At 69.7% G+C, this 11576-nt stretch carries 15 protein-coding genes; 6 read left to right on the forward strand and 9 right to left on the reverse strand.

Annotated elements, in window-relative coordinates; genetic code table 11:
- From V7004_RS13040 to V7004_RS13055, 4 genes are all read right to left on the reverse strand, one after another.
- On the reverse strand, window positions 1-645 hold a 645-nt coding region (locus tag V7004_RS13040), incomplete at its 3' end, for a thiamine pyrophosphate-binding protein (protein ID WP_334144497.1).
- A gap of 14 nt (window positions 646-659) precedes the next feature.
- The gene (locus V7004_RS13045; RefSeq protein WP_334144498.1) at window positions 660-2033 is read right to left on the reverse strand and encodes an FAD-binding oxidoreductase; all 1374 of its coding nucleotides are present in this window, start codon (window positions 2031-2033) and stop codon (window positions 660-662) included.
- 112 nt (window positions 2034-2145) lie between these two features.
- Window positions 2146-2625: a flavodoxin family protein gene (locus V7004_RS13050; RefSeq protein ID WP_334144499.1), complete on the reverse strand. Its 480-nt coding sequence runs from the start codon at window positions 2623-2625 to the stop codon at window positions 2146-2148.
- A complete protein-coding gene (locus V7004_RS13055; RefSeq protein ID WP_334144500.1) occupies window positions 2618-3145 on the reverse strand; it encodes a thermonuclease family protein in 528 nt (175 codons plus the stop codon). Before V7004_RS13055 ends, V7004_RS13050 begins: the two co-directional genes overlap by 8 nt.
- A 23-nt stretch (window positions 3146-3168) precedes the next feature.
- Between V7004_RS13055 and V7004_RS13060 the strand changes: the two genes are divergently transcribed.
- From V7004_RS13060 to V7004_RS13070, 3 genes are read left to right on the forward strand one after another with little or no spacing between them, the layout of a single operon-like run.
- On the forward strand, window positions 3169-3591 hold the full coding sequence (locus V7004_RS13060) for a flavodoxin family protein (RefSeq protein WP_334144502.1): 423 nt from the start codon (window positions 3169-3171) through the stop codon (window positions 3589-3591).
- Window positions 3592-3608: 17 nt separating this feature from the next.
- Window positions 3609-4406 (forward strand): SDR family NAD(P)-dependent oxidoreductase, encoded by a 798-nt coding sequence (locus V7004_RS13065; RefSeq protein ID WP_334144504.1) that lies wholly within the window; start codon window positions 3609-3611, stop codon window positions 4404-4406.
- 34 nt (window positions 4407-4440) lie between these two features.
- A complete protein-coding gene (locus V7004_RS13070) occupies window positions 4441-4905 on the forward strand; it encodes a 2,4'-dihydroxyacetophenone dioxygenase family protein (protein WP_334144506.1) in 465 nt (154 codons plus the stop codon).
- Between the two features lie 51 nt (window positions 4906-4956).
- Here the strand turns inward: V7004_RS13070 and V7004_RS13075 are convergent, their stop codons facing one another.
- The 3 genes from V7004_RS13075 to V7004_RS13085 are packed head-to-tail and all read right to left on the reverse strand — an operon-like array spanning window position 4957 to window position 7351.
- Window positions 4957-5613, reverse strand: a complete 657-nt coding sequence (locus V7004_RS13075; RefSeq protein ID WP_334144508.1) for a GDSL-type esterase/lipase family protein — start codon at window positions 5611-5613, stop codon at window positions 4957-4959.
- A gap of 48 nt (window positions 5614-5661) precedes the next feature.
- Complete coding sequence (locus V7004_RS13080) at window positions 5662-6756, reverse strand: LLM class flavin-dependent oxidoreductase (protein WP_334144509.1); 1095 nt, start codon at window positions 6754-6756, stop codon at window positions 5662-5664.
- A gap of 13 nt (window positions 6757-6769) precedes the next feature.
- Window positions 6770-7351: a TetR/AcrR family transcriptional regulator gene (locus V7004_RS13085; RefSeq protein ID WP_334144510.1), complete on the reverse strand. Its 582-nt coding sequence runs from the start codon at window positions 7349-7351 to the stop codon at window positions 6770-6772.
- A gap of 28 nt (window positions 7352-7379) precedes the next feature.
- Between V7004_RS13085 and V7004_RS13090 the strand changes: the two genes are divergently transcribed.
- Both V7004_RS13090 and V7004_RS13095 read left to right on the forward strand, forming a co-directional pair.
- A complete protein-coding gene (locus tag V7004_RS13090; protein ID WP_334144511.1) occupies window positions 7380-8168 on the forward strand; it encodes an SDR family NAD(P)-dependent oxidoreductase in 789 nt (262 codons plus the stop codon).
- 3 nt (window positions 8169-8171) lie between these two features.
- Entirely contained in the window at window positions 8172-8765 is a 594-nt protein-coding gene (locus V7004_RS13095; protein WP_334144512.1) for a TetR/AcrR family transcriptional regulator, read from the forward strand.
- On the opposite strand, the gene V7004_RS13100 is transcribed toward V7004_RS13095, so the two are convergent.
- On the reverse strand, window positions 8737-9090 hold the full coding sequence (locus tag V7004_RS13100; RefSeq protein ID WP_334144514.1) for a nuclear transport factor 2 family protein: 354 nt from the start codon (window positions 9088-9090) through the stop codon (window positions 8737-8739). The genes V7004_RS13095 and V7004_RS13100 overlap by 29 nt on opposite strands.
- Complete coding sequence (locus tag V7004_RS13105) at window positions 9087-10298, reverse strand: cytochrome P450 (RefSeq protein ID WP_334144515.1); 1212 nt, start codon at window positions 10296-10298, stop codon at window positions 9087-9089. The genes V7004_RS13100 and V7004_RS13105 overlap by 4 nt, the downstream gene beginning before the upstream one ends.
- 73 nt (window positions 10299-10371) lie before the next feature.
- On the opposite strand from V7004_RS13105, the gene V7004_RS13110 reads away from it, so the two are divergent.
- Window positions 10372-11576: YibE/F family protein (locus tag V7004_RS13110; RefSeq protein WP_334144516.1), on the forward strand; the 1205-nt coding region annotated here is incomplete at its 3' end.

Genomic DNA, 11576 nt, shown 5'->3' on the forward strand with positions numbered 1-11576 from the left:
CGCCAGCGGCTGCTCGAGGGTGGCGGTCGAGCCCAGCAGCAGCGCTGCGGGCTCGCCGGAGCGCAGTGTCCTCGCGATGCGCTCCACGGTCGAGGCGTCCACGGCTCGGGCGCGGGGGCGTTCGAGCGGCTGGGCCGGCCCGGGCGCGGGTGACCACGACACGTCCGCGGGCAGGATCAGGGTGGCGACCTGCCCGGGTGGGCCGTAGGAGGCAGCGACGGCTCGGGCGGCGTCGAGCGCCACCTCGTCCGGGCTCTGCGAGGTGCGGATCCAACCCGAGACGTTGCGGGCCACCGTCTCGATGTCGGACTCGAGCGGCGCGTCGTACTGCTTGTGATAGGTGGCGTGGTCACCGACGATGTTCACGATCGGCGACCGGGCCCGGCGTGCGTTGTGCAGGTTCGCGACCCCGTTGCCCAGCCCCGACCCCAGATGCAGCAGGGTCGCTGCGGGGCGACCGGTCATGCGCGCGTAGCCGTCGGCAGCGCCGGTGACGACACCCTCGAACAGGCCGAGCACCCCCCGCATCTCCGGCACGGAGTCGAGCGCGGCCACGAAGTGCATCTCCGAGGTGCCCGGGTTCATGAAGCACACGTCGACGCCGGCGTCGACGAGCGTGCGGATCAGGGCTTGCGCGCCGTTCATCGTTCGGTCCACCTTCAGTCGAAGAGCTTGCCGGGGTTGAGGATGCCGTTGGGGTCGAACGCGGTCTTGATACGCCGCATGAGATCGATCTTCACCGGGTCTTCCAGCTCGAGGAAGTAGCGCTTCTTCTCAGTGCCGATGCCGTGCTCGCCGGAGATGGTGCCGCCCAGCTCGATCCCCACGGCGAACAAGGCGCGCATCAGGTGGTAGCGCACCTCCGGGTCGGGTTGGAACACGGCGAGATGGACGTTGCCGTCACCGGCGTGACCGCATCCGGCGATCCAGGCCTGGTGCTCGGCCGCGAGCTCGGCGACCCGGGACATGAACCGGGCGATGGCGGCACGGGGAACCACCAGGTCGACGATGTCGTCGGCGTTGTTCGCCTTGGCGAGCCAGAAGGCCTTCTCCCGGGCTTCGATGAGCTGGGTTGCGGCGTTCGGGGGAAGCACGTAGACGTCGACCGCGCCGAGCTGCCCGAGCTGCTCGCCGAGTGTGGCGACGTCCTCGTCGAGCCGGTCGGCGTGCGAGCTCTCCATCATCACCACCAGGTAGGCGAGGGCGGTCTCCTTGACCTCCTGGGGGATCCCGAGCTCCAGGCCGTAGGTCGAGCAGGTGGCGCTCATCGTCAGCATGTCGATGTACTCGAGGATCACCGGACCGATGCCGCTGTCGACGATGCGGGGGACGGCCGCCGTCACCTCCTCCAGGGTGGTGAACGGGGCCAGGACGGTGGCTCGGTGCGCCGGCCGGGGATACAGCTTGAGGATGACCTCGGTGACGATCGCCAGGGTGCCTTCGGAGCCGATGATCAGCTGGGTGAGGTCGTAGCCGGTGGTGGCCTTGACGAACTTGCCGCCGGTCCGGATCACCTCACCGGTGGGGAGCACCGCTTCGAGGCCGAGCACGTGATGGCGGGTCACGCCGTAGCGGACCGCTCGCATCCCACCGGCGTTGGTGGCCACGTTGCCGCCCAGGCTGGCGCTGTACTCGCCCGGGTACACGGGGTACACGAGCCCGTGCTGGCGAGTCACCTCGTCGAGCTGCTCGAGCCGCACCCCCGGCTGGACGACCGCCACGTGGTTCTCGGTGTCGATGTCGATGATCGCGCCCATGCGGTCGAAGGCCAGCAGGATGCCCTCGGCGAGGGGGATCGCCGCTCCGGACAGCCCGGTGCCGCTGCCGCGGGCGGTGACCGGGATGCGGTGCTCGTTGGCGACCCGGAGTACGGCGGCGACCTCGTCGGTGGTCTCCGGGAACACCAGCGCCGCGGGGGTGGTCGGGGTGCTGCCGAGGGCCTCGTCGTGGGTGAAGTCCTCCTTGATGGCGGTGCCGGTGTGCACGTTGGCCGGCCCCACGATGGAGCTGAGCAGTGCCGCGATCTCGGTCAACTCCGGTGCCCTCCGCTGTCCCGCTCGACGGCTCGTGCCGCCGGTGCCCCCGCTACGTGCCTGCTTGTGTAGGTGGCGGGCGCGGGTCGGTCAAGCTCGCACGGAGGACGGCTCACCAGAGGCCGAGCTCGAGTCCCGCCGCGATCGTCTGGCCGAGCTCCGTCGCCTGCTGCAGGTGCTCGCCCTCCACGTCCCCGATGACGATCAAGGGTGGCTGGACCTCCTTCCAGCCGAGACCGGTGGTGATGCGCCGCACGCTCCGGGTCGCTCCACTACCGTCGTCGTGGCGGCCCTTCACGATCAGCGCGTAGGGGAGGCCACGGGTCTCCTCCAACACCGCGTAGTAGCTGCGATCGAAGAAGTCCTTGAGTCCGCCGCTCATGTACCCGAAGTTCTCGGGCGTCCCGAGGATCACCGCGTCCGCCCACCGCAGGTCGTCGGGCCCCGCGTCGAGCGCCGGTCGCCAGCGAACCTCGACCTGTTCGATCTCGTCGGTCCGCGCGCCGGCCACGGCGGCCTCGACCAGCCGCCGGGTGCCCCCGGTCTGCGAGTGGGAGACGACGAGGAGGTGCTTGGTGTCGCCTTCAGCCATCGCGGCCTCCGACGCACGCCTCCCCCCACAGGCCGCGCCCCGCGGATCGAGCCGATGCCACCGCGGCTCGGATCTCCTCCACGTAGCGCACGTTGGGTGGGATGGTGAGCTGCTCGGCGAAGCCCTGCGCCGCCAGGTCGAGGTTCACGAACAGCCCGTCGGGCAACCGGCGGACGTAGGCGAGGGTCCGGCCGTAGCGGTCGTGCTCCTCCACGTCGAGCTCCAGCCGGACGTTCGTGCCCGGCGGCAGCAGCGAGGCGGTGTAGGCGGCGGCTTCCTTCCCGAGGCATTCCACGGGCCGCCGCGGGTCGACGCTCTCGGGGGTGTCAACACCGATGAGCCGGACCCGGCGACCGTCGGTCAGCTTGATCGTGTCACCATCGATCACCCGCTCGACGGTGGCCGTGCCCCCCTGATCCGGCTCGGCGTCAGATGCCTGCTCGGGACCGGCACACGCGCTCGCGGCCAGGATCGCGAGCACACCGGAGGCGAGCAGGTGCCGGAGCTTCGAGCTGGGCACGGCCTGAGTGTAGGGTCCCCGGTGTGAAGGTCGTGATCGTCTACGAGAGCCTCACGGGCAACACCAAGCGGGCAGCTGAGCTGATGGGCGGGCTGCTTGCCGAACGGGGAGTGGACACGACCGTGTGCCCGATCACCGGCATCGACCACCAGGCCCTGGCCCTCGCTGATCTGGTCGTGGTCGGCGGATGGGTCGACGGCCTGTTCTTCGTCGGGCAGCGTCCCGGCCGGGCGGCGCGATTCGAGGCCTTCCCGCCGATCGACGGCAAGCGCTGCCTCGTCTACTGCACCTATGCCATCGATCCGGGCAAGACCCTCGAGAAGCTCACCCGCATCATGCAGAGGCGAGGAGCGCAGGTGCTCGGAGGCATGACGATCAAGCGCAGCCGCCTGGAACAGGGCGCCCGCGAGTTCGTCGACCGTCTCCTACAGGCCGTCCCCGCCTGAGGAGCGGAGCGATCACCGTGGACCAGCTATCCCGCAGGCTCGAGGGGAAGGTCGCGGTGGTCACGGGCGGTGGATCGGGTATCGGGCTCGCCTCGGCCCGGGCGCTGGCCGTCGAGGGTGCGCGGGTCGTCGTCTCTGACATCGACGAGGAGCGTGGGCGAGCCGCCGTGGACACCCTGGCGGCCGAGGGTCGGGAGGCGGCCTTCGTCCGCACCGACGTGGCTGACAGCTCGCAGTGCGAGCAGCTGGTCGACGCGACCGTCGAGCGCTTCGGCCGTCTCGACATCTTTCACAACAACGCCGGGGTGGCCTGGCCCTTCCGTGACGGGTTCACTCCGGACGTGTCCCCGCAGGTGTGGGACCGGGTCATCGCTGTGAACCTCTCCGGAGTCTTCTACTGCTGTCACTTCGCCATCCCGGTGATGGCGCGCACGGGTGGCGGCTCGATCATCAACACCGCGTCGTCGATGGCGCACCTGCCTCTCGGCGGTCTCGACGGATATGCGGCCTCGAAGGGCGGAGTCGCCCAGCTCACCCGCTCGCTGGCACCCGGTTGCGGGCGGCTGGGCATCCGGGTGAACGCCATCAGCCCGGGGTACGTCGATACGCCGATGAACGAGATGATCTGGGCGACCCCGGCGCTGAAGGCCGGTTTCGAGCGTGGTCACGCGACGGGCCTGCAGGCTCCGGAGGAGGTGGCGGATGTGGTGGTCTTCCTGGCATCCGACGCATCGCGCAGCCTCACGGGAGCGGTGATCACCTGCGACCGCGGCTGGACGGCCTTCAAGCAACCGGAGATCCTGGGCGGCGGATGAGCGCCCCGCCCGGGGACGTGCAACCATGATGCTCATGACCATGGTTGACATCCCCCGCGCCCTGCACCGGGGCGAAGACGAGCTGCCCTTCGTCGACATCGGCGATGGCAGCACGATGCAACTCCTGCAGGTCGACATCGAGGCCGGCCTGTGGGTGGTTCGGACCCGGTTCAACCCGGGCTACCAGGTGCAGACCCACAAGCACACCGGGGAGGTCTACGCGTTCACGGTGTCGGGCTGCTGGAAGTACAAGGAGTACCCGGAGGTGAATCGGGCGGGCTCCTACCTGTTCGAGCCGGCCGGGTCCGTCCACACCCTGACCGTCCCGGAGGACAACACCGAGGTGACCGACGTGTTCTTCGCCATCCGGGGCGCGAACCTCAATCTCGACGAGAACGGCAACGTGGTGAGCGTCTGGGACGCCCAGTTCGTCCGCGACGGCTACTTCATGCTCTGCGAGGCCGCAGGGTACGGGCGGCCGGACGTCATCGGCGCCTAGGCCATCAGCGAGCGCCTGAGTCGCCGCGGGTGGTGTACCGGCCAGCTCGGCTCACGACCCGCAGCGTTCAAGCGCGTCCCGGTAGAGCGACGCGAGCAGCGAGTTGCCGTCATCGTTCGGGTGAATGGAGTCGCTGGTGAGCGTCCGTCCCGGGTTCGCCGCTTCCCAGGCGGCCACCGCATCGGACCATTCGATGACGTCGATGCGGGGATCCTGTGCCGCCACGTCGCGCAGCGCCTGGTTGAACGCCCGGGCTCGCGGTCCGGCCTCCGGACCGTGACCTTCGATGCGTTCGTTGACGGTCACCAGGTGGATGCAGCGGACGCCGTCGAGGGCGTCGAGGAGGCCTCGCAGCGTGTCGACGATGGAGGAGATGTCATCGTCACTGTTGGTGACATCGTTGGTGCCCAGGTTGATCACCACCTGGCGCTGGGGGAGGCGGCCGGCTTGCGCGGCTGCGGGGAGCTGCTGGCCGACCCGGTAGCCGATCTTGCCGTCGATCGTGAGAGTCCAGCGGTCGCCGAGGACTTCGCGGAAGGTGCCGGTGGCGCCCCAGGTGATGGAGTCGCCGATCAACGCCACCGGGGGCCGCTCGCGCCCGAGAGGCAGGGCCAAGGCCATCGCGCCCAGCACGAGTGCCACGGCGATGACCCCGACCACGGCCGGGCCCGGCGGTCGGGAGGCGTCTGGTAGCGGGAACGGCCTCACCGCTCCGAAACGATACCGATGAGAGACCTGGATGTCGCCGCAGCGACGTCAGGTCGACGGCTGGCGGAAGTGGGAGATCACCCGCTCACCGAGGAGCTCGATCGAGCGCATGACCGACCGGTGCGGGATCGCGTACGGGTTGACCAGGCACAGCAGCAGGTCGCAACCGGCGGCCCGGTAGCGCTCAGCCACTTCGAGGCAGCGTTCCGGGTCCCCGACGATGCACGAGCCGCTCGACTCCAGGTAGTCGAAGGTGAGCAGCGACAGGTCGAGGTCCTTGAGGATCTCGGCGTAGTCGTAGGTGCCGAGGGGTTTGCCTTCGAGCCAGGAGGCCACGGTCCCGATGTGCCACAGCGCCGTGCGCACGTACCACTCGAACGAGTCCCGGGCTTCCTCGAAGGCTTTCTCGGTGGTGTCCGCGCAGTGGACCATGGTGAAGGTGGCGGCCCGGCCATTGACGAACTTGCCGATCGGGCGGGCCCGGCTGAGCGCGTCACGGTAGAGGGCGATCCGGTGGGCGAGCTCCTCGGGCGGGACGCCGATGGTGAACGACAGCAGTCCCACCCCGAGCTCACCGGCGAGCACGTGACTGGGCTCGCTGCTCGACGCCGCCCACAGCGGTGGGTGGGGTTGCTGGAGGGGCTTGGGGTGCACTCGGCGAGCGGGCAGCTGCCAGAACTCGCCGTCCCACTCGAAGAGGTCCTCGGTCCACGCGCCGACGATCATGCGCAGCGCCTCCTCCCACTGGGCGCGGGTCAGGTTCGGATCCGCGCCGAACCCTTCCAGCTCGGCTCGGGTGGAGGAGCGGCCCGTGCCGAATTCGAGCCTGCCGTCGGTGACCAGGTCGACCACCGCCGCCGCCTCGGCGGCTCGGATCGGGTGGTTGTAGGGCTTCGGGAGGAGTCTGACCCCGTGACCGATCCGCAGGTGGGAGGTCTTGGCGGCGATCGCGCCGTAGAGGGCGTCGGGAGCGGAGCAGTGCGAGTACTCGTCGAGGAAGTGGTGCTCCACGGTCCAGAAGGAGGAGAAGCCGGCCTGCTCGCCCCACACGGCCTGCTCGATCGTGTTGCGGTAGGCCTCGTGTTCGCTCGTGGGCGTCCACGGCTTGGGCACCGGGATCTCGTAGAAGAGGGCGAAGTCCATGGGAACCTCCGGTTCAGCGGCCCAGGCCGCGCACGATGTGGGACTGGACGAAGTGCCGGACGGCCTCGGGGTCATCGAGGTCGACGGCCACCGAGGGCATGAGGACCAGCGAGAGCAGGAGCCGCACGATCCACTCGGCGGCGGCCTGGTGGTCGAGATCGTCACGGATCTCCCCTCGGGCTGCCGCCCGGGCGAGGAAGGGTTGCCAGAACTCCACCCATCGCTCCACGAGGGAGGAGCTGCGGGCAGTGAGCAAGGTGGCGAGGATCGAGTCTTCTTCTCCGAGCGGCAGGGTGAGCTGCTCGTCGTCGACGTGCTCCCGGATGAAGACAGCGGCCTCACCGACCTGCGCGGCCAGCGAGCGGCGTCGGGCAACTGCTGGTCGGGACCCGGCGACGAACCGCTCGGCAACTCGCTCGAGTACGGCGTCGATGAGCGCGTCGCGATCGGCGAAGTAGCGGTAGACGGATCCTCGGGAGACCCCGGCCCGCCTCGCCACCTCTCCCACGGACAGGTGCCGCAGGCCGAGGCGTTGCACGCAGGCCTCTGCGGCGTCGAGGATCCGCTCGTGGGTGGGATGGTCGGAGCGCTGCACAACTGAACATCTGATATACAGGTGTTCAATGACCGGTGACAAGGGCCGGTTGGCCGGGAAAGTGGTTCTGGTCACGGGCGCGGCCTCGGGGATCGGTGCGGCGTGCGTCCGTCGCTTCCACGGGGAAGGCGCGATCGTGGTGGGCCTCGACGTGGCGGAGACCAGCACGTCGCCGGTCGTTGTGATGCCGGTCGACGTCCGTGACGAGGAGGCCGTCCAAGGTGCGATCGAGGAGCTCACTGCTCGTCACGGGAGACTCGACGCGGTGGTGAACGCGGCCGGTGTGGCGGGGGGCGGCGCGGCCCACACGCTGGATTGCCAGGAGTGGGATCGGGTGCTCGAGGTGAACCTCAAGGGCACCTGGCTGGTGTGCAAGCACGCGATCGCGGCCATGCTCCGCCAGGAGCCCGTCCACGGGGAGCGGGGAGTGATCGTCAACCTGGCGAGCATCGAAGGTCTCGAAGGCACCGCAGGCGGCAGCGCCTACAACGCGTCCAAGGGTGGGGTGGTGATGCTCACCAAGAACCTCGCCATCGACTACGGCGGCCAGGGGGTACGAGCCAACGCGATCTGCCCCGGATTCATCGAGACGCCGCTGACCGAGTCTGTCTACTCCCTGCCCGGCATGGAAGCGGTGCGCGAGCAGGTCCGGCGCGAGCACAAGCTCAGACGTTTCGGCCGGCCCGAGGAGGTGGCTGCCGCGGCGCTGTTCCTGATCTCGGCCGACGCCTCGTTCGTCACCGGTCACGCGCTGGTGGTGGACGGCGGCTACACCGCCGGTCGCGATCACGGCGTCACGGAGCTGCTAGGCCTGTAGCCGGTGCGCCAGGAGATCCTCGACACCGCGCTGCGGCTCATGGCCCAACGCGGCTACACGGCGACGTCGATGCGGGCCCTGGCCGAGGCGTGCGGTTGCAACGTGGCCATCCTCTACCGCCATTTCCCGTCCAAGGAGGCGATCCTCGAGGCGATCGTGGAGCAGCGCCGTGAGCGGGTGTTCCAAGGGCCGGCCCCGGTCCGGCGGGGGCGAGATGACGAGGCGACCCTGAGCCGGCTGTTCGTGGCCCTGCTCGATCGGGACGTCGAGTACGAGTACATCTACCGGATCATGCTGGGCGAGGGCATGCGCTCGAACCCGGCTGCCGTCAGGGCTCGGGACGAGCTGTGGCGCTCGACCGAGCGGGCTTACCGGCGGTGGATCGTCGAGCTGTTCCCGCAGTTGGCGGGCAGCTCCCGGGTGGGCCCGCTGGCGCGGACGCTTCGCACCCTGGTGCAGGGCGCCTACGGCGAGTTGGTGATGGTGCCGCCCGAGGGTCGAGCACGAGCCCTGCGGCGTCGGTCTCGCGAACTGGCCGGGGTGCTGGCTCCCGCGTTGGCGGTTGACGCTAGAGGTAGTACACGACGAGCTCGATGATGGCTCCGGTGTCGTCCACGGTGAAGACGTCCAGCGTGCGCAGCGGTGGCGCGTCGGCGTCGGCCAGCGGACTGGTGGCGAAGAGCTCGAGCATGGCGGTCTCGTCCTCCGCCAGCAGCCGCCCTGGTCGTAGCCTCGCTTGCCCGGCGAAGACGATCTCCTCGTAGAAGCGGCGGATCGGCGCGTGACCCTGGTAGCGCCCGGTCGGGTGCAGCAGGGTGGCTTCCTCGTCGAAGAGCGCGAGGAGGCGTTCGCCATCGGCGTTGTTCACCGCCTCCACGTAGCGCTGCGCGGCCCGGCGAGCGAGGGCGTCGGCGGGGCTCATCCGAGGAACCTCACGGGCATGTGCCGCACACCGGTGTGCTTGTTCGAGCGCGTCCATTCCACGGGCCCGGCCAGCTCGCACCCCCGGACCCGGTCGAGCAGGGCCTCGAAGACCAACCGGATCTCGAGCCGGGCCAGATTCGCCCCGAGGCAGAAGTGCCCGCCATGGCCGAAGGCCAGATGGCGGTTCGGCTCCCGGGCCACGTCGAAGCGGAAGGGATCGGGGAAGACCTCCTCGTCGCGGTTGGCGGATGCCCACCACAGCGTGACCTTGTCGCCGGCGGCGATGTCCTGATCGCGAACGGTCACGTCGCGGGTCGCGGTCCGGCGGTTGTAGGTGGTCGAGGAGGCCCATCGCAGCATCTCCTCCACCGCGGTCGGCATGAGCGACCGGTCGTTGCGCAGTGCCTCCCACTGATCGGGGTGCTCGATGAGCGCCAGCATGCCGACCGCGATCGAGTTTCGGGTGGTCTCGCTCCCGGCTGCGATGAGCAGGTTGAAGAACATCTGCAGCTCGAGGTCGGTGAGGAAGCCCGCGTGGACGACTGCCGAGATGATGCCGTCATCAGGCGTCGAGCGCTTCTGGTCGATGAGCCAGGTGCCGTACTCGAACATCGCGGCCGCCGCGGCCGCCGCCCGCTCGTCCTGCTCGCCGAGCTTCCGACCGTCGTAGTCGAGGGTCGCGTTGGCCCACTCGAAGAGCCGGTGCCGATCGTCCTGCGGCACGCCCATGAGGCGGGCCGCGGCCTGGAGCGGCAGCTCCGCCGCGACGTCGAGGAGGAAGTCGCACGATCCGGCTCCGACCGCGGCATCGACGATCGACTCGGTGCGGGCCCGCAGCTCTGGCTCCATGGCCCGAAGCGCCCGGGGGGTCACCGCCGGGGTGACGACCTTGCGGATCTGCTGATGGCGGGGATCGTCCATCATGTTGAGGAGCACGCCCGCCGCGAAGCCGGAGGGGAGGTCTTCGATGAGGGTTCCTCCGCCTTCCCGCCCGCCGCCCGTGTGGGACGAGAACGTCTCGCCGTCGGACGCGATCGCGACGATGTCCGGGTGGCGGGAGACCACCCAGAACCCTTCGCCGTCGGGGGTGTGCTCGGTCGGGGGGTGCCAGCAGACGGGCGCCTCGCGGCGGAGCTCGGTGAACGCCTCGTGAGGGAAGCCCTGCGCGAACGAGTCGAGGTCGGTGAGGTCGATCGCCGGTCGCATGCGGCCTCCTCTCCGGCTCCGCCACGAGCCGGGATCACGGTGTAAACGATCGTTTACCCAGGATACTCTGCGGATGGCGAGCGGTCACGACCATCACGGCGGCGACGTCCTCCTCGAGCTCCCGGAGCGGCGCTGGCAACTGAGCCACACCCTGCTCGCGGTCACCATCGCCATCGGCGTGCTCGCGCTGGTGGGACTGGTGGTCTGGTGGCCGCGCGGGGAGGGCCCGGTGTTGAACCCGGGTGGCACCCCCCTCAGCTACGTCGACGCCGTTGTGCAGTCGGTCACGATCGAGGAGTGCGTCGGCTTCGAGGCCAGCGGGGCTCTCACCGACTGCCAGCGGGTCACCGCCGTCACCGCCGACGGGGACACCGCTCGCTTCACCATCTTCGCCACGGACTTCGACAAGCCGACGCTCGTGGCCGGGGATCGGGTGGTGGTGGCGCGCAACCCGTTCGCACCTCCCGAGTACCGCTACAGCTTCTCGGACTTCCAGCGGACGCAGCCGTTGTTGCTGCTCGGCGCGCTGTTCGTCGTCGCGGTGGTGCTGTTCGCGCGGTGGCAGGGGGTGCGTGCCCTGGCTGGCATCGTCGTGAGCTTCGTGGTCCTGCTCGTCTTCCTGCTCCCGTCGCTGCTCCGGGGGAATCCCGCGCTCCCCGTCGCCCTGGTGGCCACCGTGATCATCGCGTTTCTCGCCTTGTACCTGGCTCACGGCGTGACTCTGTCAACGACTGTCGCGCTGGCGGGAACGCTCGCCAGCCTCGCCGTGATCGCGGTGTTCGGTCAGGCCTTCGTCGCCCTCACCCGGCTGACCGGCCTGACCGGTGAGGAAGCGCAGATCCTGCGGATCACCGCCGAAGCGGTCGACCTGCGGGGGTTGCTGGTGGCCGGCATCGTCGTCGGAGCCCTCGGGGTGCTCGACGACGTGACCGTCACACAGGTCTCCGCGGTGGTGCAGCTCCGGCGGGCGAACCCGTCCATGTCGAGGGTGGCGCTCTACCGCTCGGCGCTGAAGATCGGCCGTGACCACATCGCCTCCACCGTCAACACGCTCGTGCTGGCCTATGCCGGGGCGTCGCTGCCGATCCTGCTCCTGTACACCGAGGCCGGGCAGCCATGGGCTCGGGTGACCGCGGGGGAGCTGGTGGCGATGGAGATCGTGCGGACCCTCGTCGGCTCCATCGGCCTGATCGTCGCGGTGCCGATCACCACCGCGCTCGCCGCGGTGCTCCTCTCACCACGACCCCCCGCCGCCACCACCGCCGCCCCCACCAGCGG

It is taken from the genome of Rhabdothermincola sp., assembly GCF_036846205.1.
GTDB lineage: Bacteria > Actinomycetota > Acidimicrobiia > Acidimicrobiales > Acidimicrobilacustridaceae > Rhabdothermincola.

What these genes read in the sequence shown, in the direction of transcription:
- V7004_RS13105 (WP_334144515.1), bottom strand. Translation starts at nt 10,298, where the DNA reads ATGCGACCGGCGATCGACCTCACCGACCTCGACTCGTTCGCGCAGGGC.
- V7004_RS13080 (WP_334144509.1), bottom strand. Translation starts at nt 6,756, where the DNA reads ATGGACTTCGCCCTCTTCTACGAGATCCCGGTGCCCAAGCCGTGGACG.
- V7004_RS13100 (WP_334144514.1), bottom strand. Translation starts at nt 9,090, where the DNA reads ATGAGCCCCGCCGACGCCCTCGCTCGCCGGGCCGCGCAGCGCTACGTG.
- V7004_RS13070 (WP_334144506.1), top strand. Translation starts at nt 4,441, where the DNA reads ATGACCATGGTTGACATCCCCCGCGCCCTGCACCGGGGCGAAGACGAG.
- V7004_RS13090 (WP_334144511.1), top strand. Translation starts at nt 7,380, where the DNA reads ATGACCGGTGACAAGGGCCGGTTGGCCGGGAAAGTGGTTCTGGTCACG.
- V7004_RS13050 (WP_334144499.1), bottom strand. Translation starts at nt 2,625, where the DNA reads ATGGCTGAAGGCGACACCAAGCACCTCCTCGTCGTCTCCCACTCGCAG.